Origin of the sequence: Tsukamurella ocularis, assembly GCF_965138335.1 — a bacterium.
GTDB classification, from domain to species: domain Bacteria; phylum Actinomycetota; class Actinomycetes; order Mycobacteriales; family Mycobacteriaceae; genus Tsukamurella; species Tsukamurella ocularis_A.
Window position 1 is genome coordinate 1 of sequence record NZ_CBCSDV010000019.1, and the last position, 21807, is coordinate 21807.

The 21807-nt window shown below is 69.5% G+C and carries 19 protein-coding genes; 11 read left to right on the forward strand and 8 right to left on the reverse strand.

The window, feature by feature from the left end; genetic code table 11:
• Nucleotides 1–1296 (forward strand): DUF349 domain-containing protein (locus ACNAYW_RS16800; protein WP_415850805.1); only part of this gene is annotated, 1296 nt, incomplete at its 5' end.
• 11 nt (nucleotides 1297–1307) lie between these two features.
• Nucleotides 1308–2147 (forward strand): AAA family ATPase, encoded by an 840-nt coding sequence (locus ACNAYW_RS16805; RefSeq protein WP_415850806.1) that lies wholly within the window; start codon nucleotides 1308–1310, stop codon nucleotides 2145–2147.
• A gap of 4 nt (nucleotides 2148–2151) precedes the next feature.
• Here the strand turns inward: ACNAYW_RS16805 and ACNAYW_RS16810 are convergent, their stop codons facing one another.
• Together ACNAYW_RS16810 and miaB are read right to left on the reverse strand one after the other, a co-directional pair.
• The gene (locus ACNAYW_RS16810) at nucleotides 2152–2778 is read right to left on the reverse strand and encodes an Rv2732c family membrane protein (protein ID WP_415850807.1); all 627 of its coding nucleotides are present in this window, start codon (nucleotides 2776–2778) and stop codon (nucleotides 2152–2154) included.
• 58 nt (nucleotides 2779–2836) lie between these two features.
• Nucleotides 2837–4348, reverse strand: a complete 1512-nt coding sequence (gene miaB, locus ACNAYW_RS16815) for a tRNA (N6-isopentenyl adenosine(37)-C2)-methylthiotransferase MiaB (protein WP_415850808.1) — start codon at nucleotides 4346–4348, stop codon at nucleotides 2837–2839.
• 145 nt (nucleotides 4349–4493) lie between these two features.
• Here miaB and ACNAYW_RS16820 point away from each other — a divergent pair, with 145 nt between their 5' ends.
• The 5 genes from ACNAYW_RS16820 to ACNAYW_RS16840 are packed head-to-tail and all read left to right on the forward strand — an operon-like array spanning nucleotide 4494 to nucleotide 9021.
• Nucleotides 4494–5222, forward strand: a complete 729-nt coding sequence (locus ACNAYW_RS16820) for an amino acid ABC transporter ATP-binding protein (protein WP_415850886.1) — start codon at nucleotides 4494–4496, stop codon at nucleotides 5220–5222.
• A complete protein-coding gene (locus ACNAYW_RS16825) occupies nucleotides 5222–6433 on the forward strand; it encodes a transporter substrate-binding domain-containing protein (protein ID WP_415850809.1) in 1212 nt (403 codons plus the stop codon). The genes ACNAYW_RS16820 and ACNAYW_RS16825 overlap by 1 nt, the downstream gene beginning before the upstream one ends.
• The gene (locus ACNAYW_RS16830; RefSeq protein WP_415850810.1) at nucleotides 6426–7109 is read left to right on the forward strand and encodes an amino acid ABC transporter permease; all 684 of its coding nucleotides are present in this window, start codon (nucleotides 6426–6428) and stop codon (nucleotides 7107–7109) included. Before ACNAYW_RS16825 ends, ACNAYW_RS16830 begins: the two co-directional genes overlap by 8 nt.
• Nucleotides 7106–8053 (forward strand): amino acid ABC transporter permease, encoded by a 948-nt coding sequence (locus tag ACNAYW_RS16835; protein ID WP_415850811.1) that lies wholly within the window; start codon nucleotides 7106–7108, stop codon nucleotides 8051–8053. The genes ACNAYW_RS16830 and ACNAYW_RS16835 overlap by 4 nt, the downstream gene beginning before the upstream one ends.
• A gap of 5 nt (nucleotides 8054–8058) precedes the next feature.
• Nucleotides 8059–9021, forward strand: coding sequence for a glutamate ABC transporter substrate-binding protein (locus ACNAYW_RS16840; RefSeq protein ID WP_415850812.1), 963 nt, complete (start codon nucleotides 8059–8061; stop codon nucleotides 9019–9021).
• Between the two features lie 3 nt (nucleotides 9022–9024).
• Here ACNAYW_RS16840 and ACNAYW_RS16845 read toward each other — a convergent pair whose 3' ends face one another.
• From ACNAYW_RS16845 to ACNAYW_RS16865, 5 genes are all read right to left on the reverse strand, one after another.
• A complete protein-coding gene (locus ACNAYW_RS16845) occupies nucleotides 9025–9399 on the reverse strand; it encodes a VOC family protein (RefSeq protein WP_415850813.1) in 375 nt (124 codons plus the stop codon).
• A 296-nt stretch (nucleotides 9400–9695) separates the two neighbouring features.
• Complete coding sequence (locus ACNAYW_RS16850) at nucleotides 9696–10301, reverse strand: regulatory protein RecX (protein WP_415850814.1); 606 nt, start codon at nucleotides 10299–10301, stop codon at nucleotides 9696–9698.
• A 6-nt stretch (nucleotides 10302–10307) separates the two neighbouring features.
• The gene (recA, locus tag ACNAYW_RS16855; protein ID WP_415850815.1) at nucleotides 10308–11357 is read right to left on the reverse strand and encodes a recombinase RecA; all 1050 of its coding nucleotides are present in this window, start codon (nucleotides 11355–11357) and stop codon (nucleotides 10308–10310) included.
• A 172-nt stretch (nucleotides 11358–11529) separates the two neighbouring features.
• A complete protein-coding gene (locus ACNAYW_RS16860) occupies nucleotides 11530–12777 on the reverse strand; it encodes an MFS transporter (RefSeq protein ID WP_415850816.1) in 1248 nt (415 codons plus the stop codon).
• Nucleotides 12778–12971: 194 nt separating this feature from the next.
• The gene (locus ACNAYW_RS16865) at nucleotides 12972–13577 is read right to left on the reverse strand and encodes a TetR/AcrR family transcriptional regulator (RefSeq protein WP_415850817.1); all 606 of its coding nucleotides are present in this window, start codon (nucleotides 13575–13577) and stop codon (nucleotides 12972–12974) included.
• A 102-nt stretch (nucleotides 13578–13679) separates the two neighbouring features.
• Between ACNAYW_RS16865 and ACNAYW_RS16870 the strand changes: the two genes are divergently transcribed.
• Genes ACNAYW_RS16870 through ACNAYW_RS16885 form a run of 4 tightly spaced genes read left to right on the forward strand, consistent with a single transcriptional unit; the run spans nucleotide 13680 to nucleotide 18115 of the window.
• Nucleotides 13680–15227, forward strand: a complete 1548-nt coding sequence (locus ACNAYW_RS16870) for a class I adenylate-forming enzyme family protein (RefSeq protein WP_415850818.1) — start codon at nucleotides 13680–13682, stop codon at nucleotides 15225–15227.
• A gap of 55 nt (nucleotides 15228–15282) precedes the next feature.
• On the forward strand, nucleotides 15283–16461 hold the full coding sequence (locus ACNAYW_RS16875) for an acyl-CoA dehydrogenase family protein (protein ID WP_415850819.1): 1179 nt from the start codon (nucleotides 15283–15285) through the stop codon (nucleotides 16459–16461).
• Complete coding sequence (locus ACNAYW_RS16880; protein WP_415850820.1) at nucleotides 16458–17756, forward strand: alkyl sulfatase dimerization domain-containing protein; 1299 nt, start codon at nucleotides 16458–16460, stop codon at nucleotides 17754–17756. The genes ACNAYW_RS16875 and ACNAYW_RS16880 overlap by 4 nt, the downstream gene beginning before the upstream one ends.
• Nucleotides 17753–18115: a YidH family protein gene (locus ACNAYW_RS16885; protein WP_415850821.1), complete on the forward strand. Its 363-nt coding sequence runs from the start codon at nucleotides 17753–17755 to the stop codon at nucleotides 18113–18115. Before ACNAYW_RS16880 ends, ACNAYW_RS16885 begins: the two co-directional genes overlap by 4 nt.
• Before the next feature lie 65 nt (nucleotides 18116–18180).
• Here the strand turns inward: ACNAYW_RS16885 and ACNAYW_RS16890 are convergent, their stop codons facing one another.
• Nucleotides 18181–21762, reverse strand: a complete 3582-nt coding sequence (locus ACNAYW_RS16890; RefSeq protein WP_415850822.1) for an indolepyruvate ferredoxin oxidoreductase family protein — start codon at nucleotides 21760–21762, stop codon at nucleotides 18181–18183.
• Between the last annotated feature and the right edge of the window lie 45 nt (nucleotides 21763–21807).

Here is a 21807-nt window from a genome sequence, read left to right on the forward strand (position 1 = left end):
CATCCCGGCCCCCGCCCCGGAGGACCGCGCCCGCACGCACCGGCCGCCGCGCAGGCGGCGCCGCGCACGCGCCCGGCGTCCGATCCGACCAAGTACGGCCGGGTCGACGACGACGGCACCGTCTACGTCGTGACCTCGGCCGGCGAGCGCGCCGTCGGGTCCTGGCAGGCAGGCGAGTCCGCGGAGGGCCTCGCCCACTACGGCCGCAAGTACGACGAACTCGCCACCGAGGTGGAGGTGCTCGAGGAGCGCCTCGCCGGCGGCACCGGCGATCCGAAGAAGGTCCGCGCCGCCGCCCAGCAGATCGCGGACACGCTGCCCACTGCGGCGGTCGTGGGCGATCTCGACGGTCTGGCCGCCCGCGTGGGCGCGCTGCTGACGGGCGCCGACACCGCGATCGTGACCGCGCAGGCCGATCGGGAGAAGAACCGCTCCGAGGGCATCGCCCGGAAGGAGGCGCTCGCCGCCGAGGCCGAGCAGATCGCCGCCGAGGCCACCCAGTGGAAGACCGCCGGCGACCGGATGCGGGCGCTGCTCGACGAGTGGAAGACGATCAAGGGCGTCGACCGCAAGACCGACGACGCCCTGTGGAAGCGCTACTCCAAGGCCCGCGACGCCTTCAACAAGCGGCGCGGCGCGCACTTCGCCGAACTCGATCGCGAGCGGGCCGGCGCGAAGGCGCGCAAGGAGGAGCTGATCGAGCAGGCGGAGAAGCTCAAGAACGACACCTCGTGGGGCGAGACCTCGGCGAAGTTCCGGGACCTGCTCGCGAAGTGGAAGGCGGCCGGGCGCGCGCCCCGCGACACCGACGACGCGCTGTGGGCCCGGTTCAAGGGGATCCAGGACGAGTTCTTCTCCGCCCGCAACGCCGCCGCCGGCGAGCGCGACGCCGAGTTCGCGGAGAACGGCAAGGCCAAGCAGGCCCTCCTCGACGAGTACACCCCGCGGATCGAGTCCGCGCAGAACCTCGCCGCGCAGAAGTCGGCGCTGCGCGAGCTGCAGGACAAGTGGGAGGCGATCGGCAAGGTCCCGCGCGAGCAGATGGGCTCGCTGGAGGCCGGGATCCGTGCCCTGGAGAAGAAGATCAAGGCCGCGGACGACACCCAGTGGCGCCGCACCGATCCCGAGGCCGCGGCCCGCGCCGCGCAGTTCCGGGACCGCGTCGCGCAGTTCGAGGAGCAGGCCGAGAAGGCGGAGAAGGCCGGCAAGACCAAGGACGCCGTGCGGCTGCGCGAGCAGGCGCAGCAGTGGCGCGAGTGGGCCGACGCGGCCGAGGGCGCGATCGAGGACCGCTGATCCCGCCGTCCGTGTCCGGGCTGTTCGTCGAGCGCATCCGCGTGGGCGCGTCGGGCGCCGGTCTTCCTCGCTGGGTGCGGGAGGTGCCCGCCCTGGTACCCCTGATCGACGGCGCGCCCGTTCCCCTGACGGCCCCGGTGACCTTCGTGGTCGGCGAGAACGGGTCCGGCAAGTCCACCCTCGTGGAGGCCGTCGCGGAGCAGTTCGGCCTCGACGCCCGGGGCGGGCGAGCGGCCGTCCTGGGCGGCAACCTCGACACCGAGAAGACACCGCTGGGCGCGGCACTGCTCCTCGACCTGACCCACCGCGGCCTGGCGATGCGCCGGGGGCCACGGACGAGCAGGCACGGCTTCTTCCTCCGGGCGGAGACCGTGCTGGAGATGAACGAGCGCTACGGCGGCAAGCGCGGCTACTGGGACGACGTCGACGTCCGCAGCCACGGCGAGGGCTTCTTCGACATCTTCGACACGATGCTCACCGAGCCCGGCTTCTACGTCTTCGACGAGCCCGAGTCGGCGCTGTCCTTCCACTCGTGCCTGCGGCTCGTCGCGCTCCTCGGGCAGCTGCGCGACAGCGGCTCGCAGATCATCTGCGCGACGCACTCCCCGATCCTCACCGCCCTTCCGGGCGCGCAGATCGTGGAGATGGCGCCGACCGGCCCGACGCCCACCGCCTGGCGGGATCTCGACCTGGTCCAGCACTGGCAGCGGTTCCTCGAGCACCCCGCGACCTACCTCGACGAACTGGTCACGGACACCGTCGAACCGGCTGCGGAACCCGAGCGCGCCGCACCCGAGGACGAACGGGAACTGCTCCGGCGGCTGCGCGCGCGGATCCGCGGCGACGAATGAGCGTCTAGGACTGGTCGGTCGGGCGCTGCGGGCGGGGCGGCTGGTGACCGATGCGGTTGGACCGGGCGAACTCGTCCCACTCCTGCGCCGCGTCGCGGCGCTCCTGCTCGGCGGCGAGCTGATACGGAGTGCGCGCCCAGATGGTCTTGATCCACACGACGGCGAGCACGATCATGGCGAACCACCCGAGGAAGAGGCCGATGCCCGCGCCCGTCGGCGGCTCGCCGTGCAGACCGGGGGTCTGCCGCGACCACACCGACAGCAGGCCGAAGACCACCGCGACGCCGCAGCCCGCGCCGGCCACCACCGACAGCGCCCATCGCCGCGTGAGCAGCGCGGCGCCGGAGGCGAAGACGCCGAACAGCACCTCCAGCCAGACGAAGATCTTCGAGACGACGACCAGCGAGCTGCCCTCGATGTGCGGGTCGCCGGTGATGATCTCGATGCCCGTCACCGAGCCGGTGTGCGGCAACGCGAGCGAACCGATCACCGCGACGACGGCGATCGCGGCCACCAGGATGCGCGGGCTGACCTGGAACTCACCGGCGAGCTTGCGCTCGACCGACTCGACCTGCGAGCGCAGGCTCTCCAGCTCTTCGGCGCTCCGGGGGTTCTCGCTGTCGGGGTTCATGGCCTCCATTGTCCACCCCCTGCGACCCCTTGTCTCCTACAGGTCGTCGTAGAGCCCGTCAGCAGGACGAACACCCCGTCGACGCGGCCTCGGCGGACGGGGCCGGACGGCCGACGGGCGGCAGCCCCAGCCCCACCCCGACGGGCGCCGTGACGGGGGTGATGGCGGCCTCGACGTTGTCGCCCGCGCGCGTGCGGCGGTGGCTGAGAACCCCGTCGTCCGCGACGAGGTGGTGCGGCGCGGCGCCGGTGATGACGACCTCGACCACGTCGCCCGGCCGGATGCCCTCGTCGCCGGCGAAGTGCACGAGTCGGCCGTCACGGGCGCGACCGGACATGCGCTTGGTCTCGGCGTCCTTGCGTCCCTCGCCGAGCGCGACGAGCAGCTCGACGCGGCGGCCCAGCTGCTTCTGGTTCTCCTCGAGCGTGATCCGCTCCTGCAGCGCGATGAGCCGGTCGTAGCGCTCCTGCACGACCTTCTTCGGCAGCTGGTCGGGCAGGTCGGCGGCCGGGGTGCCCGGCCGGATCGAGTACTGGAACGTGAAGGCCGAGCTGAACCGGGCCTTCTCCACCACGTCGAGGGTGGCCTGGAAGTCCTCCTCGGTCTCCCCCGGGAAACCGACGATGATGTCGGTGGTGATCGCGGCGTGCGGGATGCGTTCACGGACCTTGTCGAGGATGCCGAGGAACTTGGTGCTCCGGTAGCTGCGGCGCATCTCCTTGAGCACGCGGTCGGAGCCGGACTGCAGCGGCATGTGCAGCTGCGGGCAGATGTTCGGGGTCTCGGCCATCGCGTCGATGACGTCGTCGGTGAACTCCGCGGGGTGCGGGCTGGTGAAGCGGACGCGTTCGAGGCCCTCGATGCGGCCGCAGGCGCGCAGCAGGTCGGCGAAGGCGCCCCGGTCGCGCGGGAGCTCGGGATCGGCGAAGTTCACGCCGTAGGCGTTGACGTTCTGGCCGAGCAGCGTGACCTCGGAGACCCCCTGATCGACGAGGGCCTGCACCTCGGCCAGGATGTCGCCGGGCCGGCGGTCGACCTCCTTGCCGCGCAGGCTCGGCACGATGCAGAAGGTGCACGTGTTGTTGCAGCCGACCGAGATCGAGACCCAGCCCGCGTAGGCGCTCTCGCGGCGGGCCGGGAGCGTCGACGGGAAGGCGTCGAGCGCCTCCTTGATCTCGACCTCGGCCTTCTGGTTGTGGCGGGCGCGCTCGAGCAGGGTGGGCAGGGATCCGATGTTGTGGGTGCCGAAGACGACGTCGACCCACGGGGCCTTCTTCACGACGGTGCCGCGGTCCTTCTGCGCGAGGCACCCGCCGACGGCGATCTGCATGCCCGGCCGCTCCCGCTTGATCGGCGCGAGGTGGCTGAGGTTGCCGTACAGCTTGTTGTCGGCGTTCTCGCGGACCGCGCAGGTGTTGAAGACCACGAGGTCGGCCTGGTCGTCGCCGTCCGCGCGCACGTAGCCGGCGTCCTCGAGCAGGCCGGAGAGGCGCTCGGAATCGTGCACGTTCATCTGGCACCCGTAGGTGCGGACCTCGTACGTTCGGCTGGCGGGCGCTGCTTCGATCACCTCACCAGGATAATCGCCGGGGGCAAATCAACCCCGCTCGCAGATTTCCGGCACCAATCCGCCCGAGTTAACGCGAGCGAAACCTCACAACTCATAGGCTCGGGCAATGACCACTCCCGCGACCGAGCCCACAGGCTCCGCTCCGATGATCGAGATCGAATCGGTGGATAAGCACTTCGGCGACCTCCACGTGCTCAAGAACATCAACCTGACGGTCCCCCAGGGGCAGGTCGTCGTGATGCTCGGCCCCTCGGGCTCCGGCAAGTCGACCCTGTGCCGCACCATCAATCGGCTCGAACCGATCGACTCGGGCACGATCAAGATCGACGGTGCGTTGCTCCCCGAGGAAGGCCGCGGGCTCGCGGGCCTGCGCGCCGAGGTCGGCATGGTCTTCCAGTCCTTCAACCTCTTCGCGCACAAGACCATCCTCGACAACGTCACCCTCGGCCCGCTCAAGGTGCGCAAGCAGTCCAAGGCCGACGCCGAGAAGCGCGCGCTCGAACTGCTCGACCGGGTCGGCATCGTCGCCCAGAAGGACAAGTACCCGGCGCAGCTCTCCGGCGGCCAGCAGCAGCGCGTGGCCATCGCCCGCGCGCTCGCGATGGGCCCGAAGGTCATGCTCTTCGACGAGCCGACCTCCGCCCTCGACCCCGAGATGGTCAACGAGGTGCTCGACGTGATGGTCGGCCTCGCCAAGGAGGGCATGACGATGGTCTGCGTGACCCACGAGATGGGCTTCGCGCGCAAGGCCGCCGACCGCATCCTGTTCCTGGCCGACGGCGAGATCGTCGAGGACACCGAGCCGGAGCCGTTCTTCACCGCACCGAAGTCGGACCGCGCCAAGGACTTCCTCGGCAAGATCCTGGGGCACTGATGACAACACCGCAGAGCACTCGAACCCGACGGTGGCGGGGCGCGGTCGCCGCCGTCGCCGCGGCCATCGTGACCGTGCCCCTCCTCGCCGCGTGCGGAACGGACACCCCGCGCAGCCTGCTGGCCTCGATCAAGAGCGGCGACGTGGTGCTGGGCACCAAGTACGACCAGCCCGGCCTCGCGAACCGCAACCCCGACAAGTCCCACTCGGGCTCCGACGTGGACGTCTCGGAGTTCGTGATCAAGCAGATCGCGAAGAACAACGGCTGGAACGAGCCGAAGATCACGTGGAAGGAGACCCCGTCTCCCCTGCGTGAGCGCATGATCGAGAACGGCGAGGTGGACATGATCGCCGCCACGTACTCGATCAGCGCGGCCCGCACCAAGAAGGTCACCTTCGCCGGCCCGTACCTGACCACCTATCAGGCCCTGCTCGTGAGCAAGAAGACCGCCAACCCCGTGAAGAGCCTCGAGGACCTCAACTCGGGCCGGAAGCTGTGCTCGGTCTCGGGTTCGACCTCCGCGATCAACGTCAAGGCCGCTCTGCCGAACGTCCAGCTGCAGCAGTACGACGGCTACGCCTCCTGCGTGGAGGGGGTGCGGCGCGGCGTGCTGGACGCGCTCACCACCGACGCGACGATCCTCGCCGGCTTCCAGGCCAAGTACCCGGGCGAATTCGACATCGTGCCGATGACCTACCCGAAGGACGTGACCCTGACCAGCAGCACGGGGACCAAGACGGAGAAGAAGAAGGGCGACCAGTTCTCCACCGAGCGCTACGGCATCGGCCTGCGCATGGGCGACGCCGAGGCGCTGAGCGAGGTGAACAAGGCGCTGCGGCAGATGATCCTCGGGGAGCAGGGCACCGCCACCTACGACGCGGAGGCCGTCCCCTCGGTCCCGGGCTGCGTGGTTCCGGCGCCCATCGTCTCCACCTTCACGGGCCTCGCCTACGCCAACACCGAGAACGAGCTGTTCAAGGCGCTGCGCGAGAACCTGGGCGAGTACGCGAACACGATGATCGAGCAGGGCCGCCCCGTCGAGGGCGGTAAGCCGAAGTCGGTCCTCGTCGCCGTCCCCGGCGACCAGACCTGGCTACTGCCCAAGGAGGTTCCGCTGAAGGCCACCGACGCCGCGCCCGCGCCCGACGGTAAGCCCGCGACGGCGCCGCAGTCCGACCCGCGGACCTGGTGCACGAAGGCAGGTGTCTGACATGTGGGAAGACCTCGGGCCACAACTGTGGCCGGCGTTCTGGGTGACGATCAAGCTCACCTTCTTCTCGGCGATCGGCGCCACCGTCTGGGGCACGATCCTCGCGGGCATGCGCGTCTCGCCCGTGCCGGCGATGCGGGTGTTCGGCACCTGGTACGTCAACATCGTCCGGAACACGCCGCTGACGCTGATCATCCTGTTCCTCTCGCTCGGCCTGTACCAGAACATGGGCCTGGCGCTGGCACCGAACAACGCGAACTTCACCACGAACAACAACTTCTGGCTGGCCGTCATCGGCTTCATCGTCTACACGGCCACGTTCGTCTGCGAGACCCTGCGCTCGGGCTTCAACACCGTGCCGCTGGGCCAGGCCGAGGCGGCGCGCTCGCTGGGCCTGTCGTTCATGCAGGTCTTCCAGCTCATCGTGTTGCCGCAGGCCGGCCGCGCGGTGATCGCGCCGATGGGCAGCGTGCTCATCGCGCTCACGAAGAACACCACGATCGCGTCGATCATCGGCGTCGGTGAGGCGGCCCTGCTGATGAAGGAGCAGCTCGAGCTGCACAGCGATCAGTTGATCGTGATCTTCGTGATCTTCGCGGCCTGCTTCATGGTGATCACTCTGTTCGAGGGAGCCGTCTTCGGCTACTTCGCCAAGCGACTGGCGGTGAAGCGATGAGCGCAAAGTCCACCTCGACCGTCCTCTACGACGCGCCGGGCCCCAAGGCCCGGGTGCGCAACAACATCATCGCGGTAGCCTTCATCGTGGTGCTGGTGGCCCTGTTCGCCTGGGTGATCACGGCCTTCGCCGCGAACGGCCAGTTCGACCAGGAGAAGCTCGAGCCCTTCGCGGACGCGAACTACTGGGGCACGTACATCCTCCCGGGCCTGTGGGGCACCTTCAAGGCCGCGCTCGCGTCGATCATCCTCGCGATGATCATGGGCGCGTTCCTCGGCATCGGCCGGCTCTCCGACCACCGGTCGGTGCGCTGGGCGACGGGCGCCATCGTGGAGTTCTTCCGCGCCATCCCCGTGCTGATCCTGATCTACTTCCTGTACATCGTCTTCGGCGTGTACAAGGTGTTCACCTCGGACTACATCGCCTTCTTCGCGGTGGTCTTCGGCCTCACCCTGTACAACGGGTCCGTGATCGCCGAGATCCTGCGGTCGGGCATCAACTCGCTGCCCAACGGCCAGTTCGAGGCGGCGAAGGCCCTCGGCCTGCGCAAGTCGCAGACCATGCGGCTGATCCTGCTCCCGCAGGCGGTCGCCGCCATGCTGCCCGCGCTGATCTCGCAGATGGTGATCGCCCTCAAGGACAGCGCGCTCGGATACCAGATCGGCTACATCGAGGTCGTGAAGTCCGGCATCCAGGCGGGCAACGAGTGGGGCAACGTGATCCCCTCGCTCATCGTGGTCGCCATCATCATGATCCTCATCAACTTCGGCCTCTCGGCGCTGGCGTCGAACATCGAGAAGAACCTCCGCGAGGGCCGCAAGAAGAAGCTGATCGTCGATCCACCGCATGCGCTTCCCGAGCCCGGGCTCATGTCCAAGGAGGTCCTGGAGACCACCCACCCGGACCCGAAGCACAGGGATCTGCGGCAGGACTACGGCGACTGATCTCCGTGCCCTCCCGATCCCGCGCGAGCGCGGCCCTGGCACTGGTGACGGTGCTCATGGCCGCGCTCTGCGCGTGTTCGGGGCCGTCACCGCGGAGCCTGCTGCGCTCCATCGACGACGGTGCCGTCCACCTCGGCGTGAAGGCCGACCAGCCGGGCCTCGGACTGCGCGGCGCCGACGGCGAGTACACGGGCTTCGACATCGACGTCGCGCGGTACGTGGTGCGGGCGGTGGCCGCCGCCCGCGGCAAGGCCGAGCCGAAGATCACCTGGCGGGAGAGCCCGACTCCGCAGCGCGAGCGGCTGCTCGACAACGGTGAGGTGGACGCGATCGTCGCCTCCTACTCGATCGACACCGCCCGCGCCGGCCAGGTGACCTTCGCGGGGCCGTACCTGACGACGCGCCAGGGCCTGCTCGTACGGCGGGACGAGGCGGCGGTCGGCACCGTCGCCGACCTGGGTCGGGACCGCACGCTCTGCGCGGTGACGGGCTCGACCTCCGCGCGGGCCGTCGCGGCGCTGCTCCCCGGCGTGCGGCTGATCGAGTACGACAGTTACTCCGCGTGCGCCGACGCGCTGGCGCGCCGCGGCGTGGACGCGGTGACCACCGACGAGGTCATCCTCGCCGGCTTCGCGGCCCAGCGCCCGGACGCGTTCCGCCTCGTCGACATGGTGCTGCCGAAGGACACCTGCGTCGACGGTCGGCTCCGCAGCGCCGGTGCACCCTTCTCCGTCGAACGGTACGGCGTCGGACTCGCCCACGGCGACGACGCCGCGCGCGACGCGGTCAACGCCGCGCTGCGGCAGATGCTCGCGTCCGGCGAATGGGAACGCGCCCTGCGGCGGGCCGTCGGCGAGGAGGAGGCCGGGCGGACCGTCGAGCGCGACGGCGGCGCGGACCGCCTGGTGGCCGGCATCGGCGACCTCGGCTTCCTCGCGGCGACCAGCGCGCCGTGCGCGGCCCGCTGACGGTCAGAGGTACGGGCGGGTGAGCAACTCGATGCCGTGACCCGCGGGATCGCGGACGTAGACGCCGCGGCCGCCGTGGTCGTGGTTGATGCGGCCCGGCTCCTTCCAGAACGGGTCGGCCGCGTGGTCGACCCCGCGTTCGGTGAGGAGCGCGTAGGCGCGGTCGAAGTGGTCGTCGTCGACGAGGAAGGCGTAGTGCTGCGGCTGGATGTCGATCGGCGGCGCCGCGATCTGCAACAGGACGCCGTCCTCGATCTCGAGGTTGGTGAACGGGCCCCACGACCGGGTGGGACGCGCCTCCAGGTAGTCGCGGTAGAACGCGGCGGACTCGTCGCTGTTCGTGGCGAAGACGATGGTGTGGTTGAAACGTGCGGGCATGGAATCTCCTTCGGGTTCGGAATCGGGGTGTGTGTCGCAGGATTCCGAACGGCGGAGAGCGCGCCGTCAACCGTTCGCCGGATCACCCGTCTGTGCGTGGCCCGAGGCCGTTCCGGCAGTCATAGCAAGAACCCTACCGCCTCCCCGCGCACCTGGAAAGACCTGGGCGCCAGGAGTACCGACGCAGCGAAGCCCCCGGAGTGTTCTCCGGGGGCTCCACTTCGCACGGGGATCCACTCCCCTTGGTCTTCCTCGGGTGCCCGCCCATTACCGGGCGGGCAACGCGGCGGTGCACGCTAGTCCTGCGCGGCGTCGGCCTTCTCGCGGATGGCGTCGAGCACGACGGACAACGCGAGCGACGGGTGGTAGCCGCGGCGCCCGAGCATCCCGACGAGCCGCTGGGTCAGCCTGTCCCGTTCGATGCGGTCATCGGGGACCTCGACGCGGGCGAGCTTGCGGTCCACCAGCTCGGCGGCGCGCTCCCGCTCGTCCTCCCGGCTGACGGTGTCCAACGCGGCGGACGCCTCCTCCTCGCCGACGCCCTTGGTGCGCAGTTCCTGCGCCAGCGCACGGCGGCCCCGGCCGGAGAACTGGTGGCGCGACTGGACCCAGCGCTGCGCGAACGCGGCGTCGTCGATGAGGCCGGCGGCGACGAACTTGTCGAGCATTCGCTCGGTGAGCTCCTCGTCGAACCCGCGGCGCGCCAGCTTGTTCCGCAGCTCTGCCCGCGAGTGGTCTCGCATCCCGAGGGCTCGGTAGATCAGGTCCCGAGCCAGCGCCTCGCGCTTGGCCGGGTCCTGTTCGACCTGCTGCCGATCCTCACCGCCCTCGCCGCCACCCTCGCGCGGGCGGCGGCCGCGGCGCCGTCCCCGGGAGACGACCTCGTCATCGGCATAGTCCATGGCGGCCTAGAAGTCGACGGGTGCGGGAGCGATCTCGTCGGCCTCGACGGTGACGTCGGCGCCCACGCCGAGCTTCTCCTTGATCCGCTTCTCGATCTCGTCGCGGACGTCCGGGTTCTCGAGCAGGAACTTGCGGGCGTTCTCCTTGCCCTGGCCCAGCTGGTCGCCGTCGTAGGTGTACCAGGAGCCCGACTTGCGGATGAAACCCTCGTTCACGCCCATGTCGATGATGGAGCCCTCACGGCTGATGCCCTGGCCGTAGATGATGTCGAACTCGGCCTGCTTGAACGGCGGCGAGACCTTGTTCTTGACGACCTTGACGCGGGTGCGGTTACCCACGGCGTCGGTGCCGTCCTTGAGCGTCTCGATGCGGCGCACGTCCAGGCGCACGGAGGCGTAGAACTTCAGCGCCTTACCGCCCGTGGTGGTCTCGGGCGAGCCGAACATGACGCCGATCTTCTCGCGCAGCTGGTTGATGAAGATGGCGGTGGTGCCCGAATTGTTCAGGGCGCCGGTCATCTTGCGGAGCGCCTGGCTCATGAGGCGGGCCTGCAGGCCGACGTGACTGTCGCCCATCTCGCCCTCGATCTCGGCCTTGGGGACCAGCGCGGCCACCGAGTCGATCACGATGATGTCGAGCGCGCCGGAGCGGATCAGCATGTCGGCGATCTCCAGCGCCTGCTCACCGGTGTCGGGCTGGGAGACGAGCAGGGCGTCCGTATCGACACCCAGCTTCGCGGCGTAGTCGGGGTCGAGCGCGTGCTCCGCATCGATGAAGGCCGCGATGCCGCCATTGGCCTGCGCCTCCGCGACCGCGTGCAGCGCGACGGTGGTCTTACCCGAGGACTCCGGGCCGTACACCTCGATGACGCGGCCGCGCGGGAGACCGCCGATGCCGAGCGCCACGTCCAGCGCGATGGAGCCGGTGGGGATCACCGCGATGGGCTGGCGCACCTCGTCCCCGAGGCGCATGACGGAGCCCTTGCCGTAGCTCTTGTCGATCTGGGCGAGCGCCAGCTCGAGGGCCTTATCGCGATCCGCGGGTGCAGGTGCCATGGGACTCTCCGTCCTTCGGGCCGGGGTGGGAAGTACCGCCGGCGCTGGGTTCTACTGTTGCTACGGACGCTAGAGGGACCCTCTGACAAGTTTTCGCATCCGCATCGGGCGCGCTCTCGTCGGCTCACTTTCACGTCGAACACCGTCGACTATAGGCGAACCTGCGTTCGATTCAAGCCGCCACGCCGATATCGGCGTCGTCGACCCGGGCCGCGGCCGAACGCCGTCGCCCCCACCGTTGCAACAGCACCGCCAGCACCACGTACACCACCATCGCCACGAGCGTGACGATCATCCACGGCCGCCAGCCGCCGAAGTCGGCGACCCTGGGCGCCAGCACCACCGAGCCCAGAACAAGGATTCGAGAGATGAAGTGATTGAGCCCGAACGCCGTGCCCTGCAGGTCCGGGTGCACCTCCTCGGCGGCGGCCGAGAAGCTCGCCATCCACGGGCCGTACACCGCACCGATCGAGGCACCCATGAGCAACTGCACCAGTACCAGAGCACCGAACGGCGCCGAGCCGGCCGTCATCAGGGCCACCCAGACCACCAGCGAGAGCACGCCGGTGACGCCACCGCCCACCATGAACGGAATCCGCTGCTGCGTCCTGTCGGAGATGCGGGCCGCCACAAGACTCGTCACCGTGTTGGCGAACCAGAAGGCCATCAGTACGGCTGACGCCTGCCGCACGGTGACACCGAAGGTCTCCTCGACCATGGTCTGCCCGTACGCGTTGAGCGTCCCCAGCAGGATGAACAGCACGCCGTTCGCGAGCACGTGCAGCCAGATCACGGGACTCGCGATCAGCGGCCGCACACCCAACCTCTCAAGCGGCGCCCGAGTCTCGGTCACCTCGTGCTCGGACCGGCGGATCTGGCGGCGCAGTTCGGGCGACAGGTCGTGCAGCGTGCAGGCGACGACGAGCGAACCGGCGATCGAGACGATCCCCATGATGATCAGTTGCGAGCGCCAGTTGTCGTCGAAGAAGCCGAGCGTGGCTGCGGCGACCCCGGCGGCCACGAGGTTCGCCACCACCGAACCCCACGACCAGAACGCGAAGGCCTGGGCCCGGCCGACACGCGGCGTGAAGTCGCGAACGAGGGGCTGCGTCCCCGAGACCGCGATCCCCTCGACCAGCGCGAGCACGATCCGCGCGACGGTGAAGGTCTGCACGTTCTGCGCCGACGCCATGAACAGCACCGCCACACCGGACAGGAACAGGAACGGCACCAACAGCCGCACTCGACCGATCCGGTCCGCAAGCCGGCCCCCGATGTAGCCGGCGAACGCACCGACCAGGAGCGACGCGGCCGTGATCAGTCCGTACGTGACCTTGGAGAAGCCGAGATCTTTGAGCATCAGGCTCAAGATCGGCGCCAGCTGCCCCTCGTACGCGGTCAGGAACAGCGCGAGGATCACGGCAGCCAACAGACCGCGGCGCCGGGCGCCCGTGGGGTAGGTCGTCAGTTCACGACGATGGGGTAGCACTTGAGCCTCCAGATGTCAGACAAAGAGTCCGTTCCTGGACTCTATGTCCAAAAATAGGCTCAGTGTGAGCCGGAACACAACCCCCTCGCGCCGAAGTCGGCGCCCACCTGCGCGTATGCGTCGCCTCACCCCTCGCCGGGCGCATTGACGGCGAACCCGGTCGCCCACCGCCGGCCGTAGCGCGACAGATCCGCGAGCATCCCGACGACCTGCTCGAGCGGAACCGCCCGGCCACCCTCGAGCCACCACCCCAACACCTCCAGCTGCTCGCCCACCCACGCGTACGCGAGCACGGTCAGGTCGATGCGCGGCACGACCCCCGCCTCGGCGACCCGTACACGGAAGACGTCCTCCGCGGCGTCGACGAGTGCACCCGCGAGTGCGCGACGAGCACGACCGTCCCCGTCGCCGCGGAGCACCATCCGGTAGCTCTCGACCTCGTCGGCGGCATGCTCGAACAGGGCGTGAACAGGGCGCCCCGTGAAACCCTCCCCGGCGGTGTCCTCGGGGCGCGTCCGTACTGCGAGCTCGGCGACGAGCGCGGAGACGACGTCGTCGTAGAGCGCGTCCTTGTCTCGGAAGTGCGTGTAGAAGGTCGCGCGTCCGACGTCGGCGCGTTCGGTGATCTCTTCGACGGTGACCTCACCGAAGCTCCGCTCGACAGCGAGTTCGACGAGGGCGTGACGGAGCGCGGAGCGGGTACGCCGGGTGCGGCGGTCTTCAGTGGCCATGTCTTTTTCTAGCAGTCTTGACGAGTGATGGACACCACGTCTATAACCGTTATTAGACAGCACGTCTATTTTTGGCGTTCAAGTCCACTTAATGGAGACGGCATGAACCTCGGCATCTACCTCACCCGCACAGCGGCGTATCACCCCGACCACGTCGCGCTCGTGTGCGCGGACCGCCGCTGGACGTACGCGGAACTCGACGCCGACAGCGACCGGCTCGCCAGCGCCCTGTACGGCGCGGGCCTCACCACAGGCTCCGCAGTGGCGACCGTCGCCGACAATTGCGGCGAACTCGTTGTCGCCGAGATGGCCATGTGCAAGGCAGGCTTCCTGCGCGTACCGATCAGCGCCCGCCTCGCACCGGCGGAGATCGAGCACGTGCTGGTCGATTCCGAGACCCGCCTCGTCTTCGCCGGCGCCCGGCACGCCGCGATCGTCTCCGAGATGGTCGCCCGCCGCGCGCTCGACTGCCGGGTGGTGGCGCTCGAGTCCGACGGTGCCGACGGTTACGCCGCGCTGCTCGCGCAGGGCGAGCCCGGCACCGTCGTCGCCGATCTGGATGCCGACCTTCCCGCGGTCCTGAATTTCACCTCCGGTTCCACTGGAACCCTCAAGGCCGCGGTGCAGACCGTGGGCAACCGTCTGGCGAACATGCGGAAGGTCGCCATGAACGCCGAGCTGCATGTCGAGAACGAGGTGTACCTCGCGCCCGGCCCCATCACTCACGCGAGCGGCATGGGCATTCTGTCCTGCTTCTTCCGCGGTGCGACTGTCGTCGTCCTCCCTCGATTCACCCCGTCCGACTACCTGGACGCGCTCGAGCGGGAGAAGGTGACCAACACCTTCCTCGTGCCGGCGATGCTCAATCTGGTGCTCGCCGATCCCTCGCTCGCCGACCGCGACCTGAGCGCATTGCGTTCGGTCACCCTCGGCGGAGCCCCGATCAGCCCCGCGCGGTTGCGCGACGCGGTCGGGGCATTCGGCCCCGTCGTCAACCAGGGCTACGGTCAGGGCGAGACGACGAGCGCGATCACTTTCCTCTCCTCCGCCGACGTGGTGCGCGGCCTCGAGAGCGACCCCGAGCTCCTGCTCTCGTGCGGCCGGCCCGTCTTCGACACCGAAGTCCGCGTGGTCGACGATGCCGGTGCCCCGGTCCCGGTGGGCGAGGTCGGCGAGGTCGTGGCCCGCGGCGACGACTGCGTGCGCGAGTACTTCCACGCGCCCGAGGCGACCGCCGAGACCTTCCGCGACGGTTGGGTGCACACCGGTGATCTGGGGCGGTTCCGCGAGGACGGCTTCCTGTTCCTGGTGGACCGCAAGAAGGACATGATCGTCTCCGGCGGCTACAACGTCTACTGCCTTGAGGTGGAGACGGCCCTGTACGCGCACCCCGCCGTCTTCGAGACCTGCGTGTACGGCGTCCCCGACGAGAAGTGGGGCGAGGCCGTCAAAGCCGCCGTCGTGCTCAAGCCCGGCTACGAGGTGACCGCCGACGAGCTCACCGAGGCGTGCGGGCGGCTGATCTCCCGGGTCAAGATCCCCCGCCGCATCGACTTCCACACCGAACTACCGAAGAACCGCAACGGCAAGATCGACCGCCGCGCACTCCGTGACCGCGACTGGGCCGGCGCCGGCCGGCGCGTCGGCTGACCACCTCTCGATCCGCGCATCGCACCGCCCACTTCTCCGAGACAAGGAGCCCCCGATGTTCTCCCTGACCCCGCGACACCCCGACGATCCCGAGCTCGACGCGCTGGTACTGCGCCTGCGCGACTACCTCGACGGCGAGCTGGCCGACTACGAGCGCGAGCACCTCATCGCCTACGGCACACCACTGAGTCGCGAACTCCTGGAGCCTGTCTGGCGGCGCAGCCGCGAGCTGGGCTTCTACGGCATCCACCTCCCGCCCGAGCTCGGCGGGCAGGGGCTGAGCTATACGCGGTTGGCTGCGCTCAAGGAGGAGATCGGCGCGTCGCCCCGTGTTCTCGCGACCTCCGTACTCGGCGACATGGGCGGTCCCCTGCGGGTGGGGGCATTGTTCGGGATCGCCACGCAGCAGCAGATCGACGAGTACTTGCTACCGGTGGTCCGCGCCGAGCGCGCGTGTTGCTTCTCCATCACGGAGGACGACGCCGGCTCCGACGTGCGCCGAATGTCCACCACCGCCACACCCACGGACGGCGGCTACCTGCTCACCGGGCACAAGGTCTTCAGCACGGCCGGGACCTTCGCCGACTTCGCGATCGTCGTGGCGCGCATGGCCGCCGACGACGAGCGCTACAGCGCCTTCCTCGTCGACCTCGACGGCCCCGGGGTGAAGATCGTCCCCGGCGCATTGCCGCTCACCGGGCAGAACGTGGAGTCCGACGTGATCCTGGAGGGCGCGTTCGTCCCCGCGGCCAACCTGCTGGGCGCGGAGGGAGAGGGCCTGCGGATCGCGCTCGGCCGGATCACCGCGAACCGTCTGCTCCACTGCCCCACCGCGATCGGCGCCGCTCGTCGCTCGATCCAGATCGCGCTGCAGTGGGCCGCGCAGCGGCCCGTCACGGGCGGGCTGCTGCTCGAGAAGCAGGCGATCCAGCACCGCCTGGCCGATATGGCGACGGAGCTGTACGCGGGCCGGTCGATGACCTACGCGGCACTCGCCGACCTCGACGCAGGCCGCCGGCCCCGTATCGAGTCCTTCATGTGCAAGCTCTTCGTCGCCGAGAGCGCGTACCGCATCGCCGACGAAGCGATGCAGATGCTCGGCAAGGCGGGCATGGTCCGCGGCACCGAGATCGAACAACTCTGGCACGGCCTGCGCATGTTCCGCGTACTGACCGGCGCCTCGGAGATCCAGCGCAACGGCATCATGCGCGACCTGGCAGGAGAACTGGCATGAGCATCACCGATATCCGTGATTACGCCGACCGGGTCTGGTCCGGCGAGATCGACAACGACATCGCAACCGGCCGCGGCGGCCACCCCGTGGTCGACATCGCCGACGGCGTCGGCTTCCTCCCCGGCTTCGGCAACGCGATCGCTTTCCGCACCGACGACGAGCTGGTGCTCTTCGATACTGGCAACGCCCGGGGCGCACAGCGCGGGCACGACCTGCTCCGCGCGTGGACCGACAAGCCGCTGACCACCGCGTTCTACTCGCACGGCCACACCGACCACGTGTGCGGCCTCGCCCCGTTCGAGGCCGAGCCCGGCTCCCGTATCGAGGTCATCGGGCAGGAGCGCGTGCGCGACCGGTTCGACCGGTACCGGCTCACCGCCGGCTACAACGAGATCATCAACCGCCGCCAGTTCCAGATCCCGGACCTGACGTGGCCGAGCGACCTCCGCTCCCCCGACCTCACCTTCCGCGACACGATGACGGTGCGCCGCGCGGGCGTGACCTTCGAGCTCTTCCACGCGGAGGGCGAGACCGACGACGCCGCAGTGGCGTACGTGCCGGAGCACAAGCTGCTCATGCCGGGCGACATGTTCGTCTGGCTCGTACCCAATTGCGGCAATCCCCAGAAGGCACAGCGCTTCCCGCGCGAGTGGGCGCAGGCGCTGCGGCGCATGGCGGGCCTCGGTGCGGAGATCATGCTGCCCTCGCACGGCGCCCCGATCTTCGGCGCCGATCGCATCGAGCAGGCGTGCCTGGAGACTGCGGACTGGCTCGACGCGATCGTGGGACAGACGCTCGACATGATGAACGCGGGCCTTCGGCTCGACGACATCGTGCCCGCCGTCACCCCGCCCGCGCGCCTCGCCGACCGCGTGTACCTGCGGGCCCGGTACGACGAGCCCGAGTTCATCGTGCGCAACTTGTGGCGCCGGTACGGAGGCTGGTTCGACGGCAATCCGGCGCGGCTCAAGCCCAGCACCGACGCGGAGCTCGCCCGGGCCGTCGTGCGGCTCGCCGGCGGTCTGCGCCCCGTGCTCGATGAGGTTGCGCGCGCCGCCGATGCCGGTGACCTGCGGCTGGCCTCCCACTTCGCGGAGATGGCCGTGCAGGCCGATCCGGAGTCCGGTGCGGCGCAGGAGACCCGTGCCCGGGTGTACGGGGAGCGAGCCCGTACGGAGGAGTCGCTCATGGCGCGCGGGGTGTTCGCCTGGGCCGCCGCGGAATCGCAGCGGGCCGCGTCGCTCGGGGAACCGCAGTGGCGGCCGGCGGTCGTATCGCTCGGCGCCGCGGAATGACGGCGACCGTGCGGCCCCCGGGACCGGTGGTGCCGCAGGGCGAGGAACCCGATCCGCGGTTCACCCTTGCCAACGAGCGCACGTTCCTCGCCTGGACCCGGACGTCGCTCGCGGTGATCGCCGCCGCGCTGGGGCTGGAGGCCCTGGCAGGTGATCTCGTGCCCGACCTCCAGCGTGGTCTGATCGTCCGCGGTTCGCTGATCCTGGCGATCATTCTCGCCGTGCAGGCCGGATACCGCTGGCGCAAAGTCGATCACGCCATGAGGCACGGGCGCCCCCTGCCCCGTCCCGGGGCGTCCTGGTGGGTGATCGGCTACCTCGTGATCGCCGCACTCGTCTTGCTGTTCAGCCTGCCCTGACGAAAAAGACGGTGACCGCCCCTCGAAACGAGGGACGGTCACCGTCGAACACGGGAGGACGTGGGCTACCAGCCCAGCGTCTCCAGCTGCTCCTGGACGGCGGCGCGGTACTTCTCCACGTTGCCGGTCTTGATCGACTCGTAGCCGCGAACCATGTCGGGCAGCTCGGCCAGGGCGACGACCTGCATGCGCTGCTCGTCGGCGACCCGGCCGCCCTCGGCGGCGGCGATCATGAGGCCCACCAGAGCGCGGTACTCCGCGATGAGAGTGCGCTCCATGCGACGCATCTCGGTCATGCCGAAGACGTCGAGCTTGGTGCCGCGCAGGCGCTTCATCTTCGCCAGCGTCTTCATGCCCGGGTTCACCCACTCGCCCAGGGCGAGCTTGTTCTTCAGGCCCATCTCGCGCAGCGTCGGCGGGTGCAGGCGGATCGCCTTCTTGGCGTCGGCACCGAACTCGTCGGCGACCTGCGCCGCGAACCCGGTGTCCTGCGAGAGCCGGGCCACCTCGTACTCGTCCTTGTAGGCCATCAGCTTGTGCAGGTTGTGCGCGACGGCCGCGGTGAGATCCTCCGAGCCCCAGCTCTTCTCGGCGCGGAAGACGCGGGCGACGTCGTCGACGTAGCGCTCGGCGTAGGCCTTGTCCTGGTACGCGACCAGCTCGTCCACGCGGATCCCCACCTGGCGCAGCAGCTCCTCGGAGCCACCGTCGAGGACGGCGACGAGGCCCTTGGCGAACGCGCTGACCGGGGCCGGCGCGGGCACGGGGTGCAGCGCGTCGATCGCGGCCTGCACGCCGGCCGGGTCCGAGACCGACTGGCGGCCGCGGCGGAAGGCCTGCAGGTTCTTCTCCACGGCGACGCCGTTGAGCTCGATGGCCCGCTCGATCGACGCGGAGCTGATGGGCAGGGCGCCGGTCTGGAAGGCGGCGCCGACCATGAACAGGTTGGCGTACTGCTCGTCGCCGAACAGCTGCAGCGTCAGGTCGCCCGGGTCGAGATAGACGGTGCGCAGCGACGCCCGGTCGATGGCCTCGTGGATGCTCCGCGAGTCGGGGTAGCCGACGGACGTGTCGATCACCATCTGGCCGGTGGGGACCTCCGTGGTCGAGACGATCGACGTGGTGCGCTCGGGCGAGGCGACCTTGAGGTTCGCCGGGTCGACGCCGACGAGGCTGTCGCAGGACAGGTACACGTCGCAGTCGCCCGAGGCGACCTTCGCGGCCTGGTCCACGTACGTGGCCGAGACCTTGATGTCCGAGACCACGGCGCCGCCCTTCTGGGCCATGCCGGTCATGTCGACGGTGCGCGCGGAATGACCGTCGAGCACCGTCGCGGTCGCGAGGATCTGCGAGACCGTGACCACGCCCGTGCCGCCGATGCCGGTGATCCGGATGGCCATGCCGTCGGCCTCACGACGGGCCTTCTTCGGCTGCGGGATCGACTCGGCGGTGATGTCGGGCACCGACTTGCGGACCTTGCCCTGCGCGCCCGGCGTGACCGTGACGAACGAGGGGCAGTCGCCCTTGAGGCACGAGAAGTCGAGGTTGCACGAGCTCTGGTCGATGCGGGTCTTGCGGCCGAACTCCGTCTCCACCGGATGCACGGAGAGGCAGTTGCTCTTCTGGCCGCAGTCGCCGCAGCCCTCGCAGATGCGCTCGTTGATCACCACGCGCTGGTTCGGCGTGGGGTACTTGTCGCGCTTGCGCTTGCGCCGCTTCTCGGCGGCGCAGTACTGGTCGTGCACGAGGACCGTGACGCCCGGTGTCTCCGCGAGTTCGCGCTGCACATCGAGCATGTCGGCGCGATCGCGCACCTCGATGCCCTTCGGCAGCCCGATCGAGGTCTGCTTCGGGTTGTCCGAGGTGACGATGATCTTGGTGACCCGCTCCGCCTGCAGCAGCGCGCAGATCTGCGGCAGGGACATCTGGCCGACCGGGTCCTGGCCGCCGGTCATGGCGACGGTGCCGTTGAACAGCAGCTTGTAGGTGATCCGCTCCCCCGAGGCCACGGACTGGCGCAACGCCAGCGAGCCCGAGTGCATGAAGGTGCCGTCGCCGATGTTCTGCACGAAGTGCTTCTCGGTGACGAACGGGGCCATGCCGACCCACTGCGCGCCCTCGCCGCCCATCTGGCTGACGCCGGTGACGTCGCCCACCTGCTGCGGGTCCATGAGCAGGACCATGGCGTGGCAGCCGATGCCGGCGCCGACCAGCGTGTCGTCGGCGACCTTGGTGGAGGTGTTGTGCGGGCAGCCCGAGCAGAAGTACGGGCTGCGCGCCGCGAGCGGCAGTTCGATCCGCGTGCGCACCTGGGCCTTACGGTCCAGCCAGTCCTTCGCCGCGGGCACCTGGTGCACGCGCGCGAGCCGCTGGGCGAGGCCGCGGGAGACGGAGTCGACGTCCAGCTCACCGAAGCGCGAGAACAGCGTGGAGCCGTCCTCGTTGGCCTTGCCGACGATGTTCGGCGCACCGGGGTGCCGGAACAGGATGTCGCGCATCATCGTCTCGAGGAAGTCGCGCTTCTCCTCGACCACGATCACCTCGTCGAGGCCGTCGATGAACTCGTGCAGGATCTGCCGCTCGAACGGGTAGACCATGCCCATCTTGAGGATCCGGATGCCGAGGCGGTTGAGCTCGTCGTCCTCGATGCCGATGAGCCGCAGGGACTCGCGCACGTCGAGGTAGGTCTTACCGGCGCAGACGATGCCGATCCGGTCGTCGCTCGAGCGCACCGTGATGCGGTTGAGCCGGTTGATCCGGGCGTACTCGGTGGCGCGGGGCATGCGCACGGTGAGCTGGTTCTGCTCGAGCTCCATCAGCTTCGCGCCGAGCAGCTGGCCCGACGGGACGTGCGGGCTGGTGCCGAGGTCGCCGTAGACGGGGAGGATGCGGTCGGGGTGCACGTCCGCGGTGGATGACCCGTCCGCGACGTGGGCGGAGATCTTCAGCGAGGTCCACAGGCCCGAGACGCGGGACATGATCGCGGCGTGCACGCCGAGGTCGAGGATGTCCTGCGAGTCGGCCGGGTAGAGGATCGGCATGTACAGATCGGCCAGGGCCATCTCGGAGGCGCACGGCACCGTCGAGCTCTTGGCGCCGGGGTCGTCGCCGACGAGAGCGACCGCGCCGCCGGTGGGATGGGTGCCGATCATATTGGCGTGCCGCAGCGCGTCCGTGGCGCGGTCGAGACCGGGCGCCTTGCCGTACCAGTAGCCCGTGACGCCGGCGAGGCCGCGGTCGAGGTGCCCGACCTGCGCCGCGATCTGCGAACCCATGACCGAGGTGGCGGCCAGCTCCTCGTTGAGGCCGGGGCGGTGCACGGTGTCGAAGTCCTTGAGGTACTTCGTGCGCTTGGCGATCTCCAGGTCGTAGCCCGCGAGCGGCGAGCCCTCGTAACCGGAGATGAACGAGCCCGTCGTGAGATTCTGGCGGCGATCGAGCCGGGCCCGGTCGCGCACCATGCGCACCAGGGCCTGGATGCCCGTGAGGTAGATCGTGCCCTCTTCGCGCGTGTACCGATCGTCCAGGGAGAAGGACTCGACCGAGGCGGACTGCCCGCCCCGGGGATCGGCATCGTGCCGACCCGCCTGCGTCGCGTCGGTGCCGCCGGGGAGCTTCTCGATCGGCGAATTGGCGTCAAGGGTCACTGAAACCACCGTGCTTTCTCTCAATACGCCCTGTTCCAGGGGTGG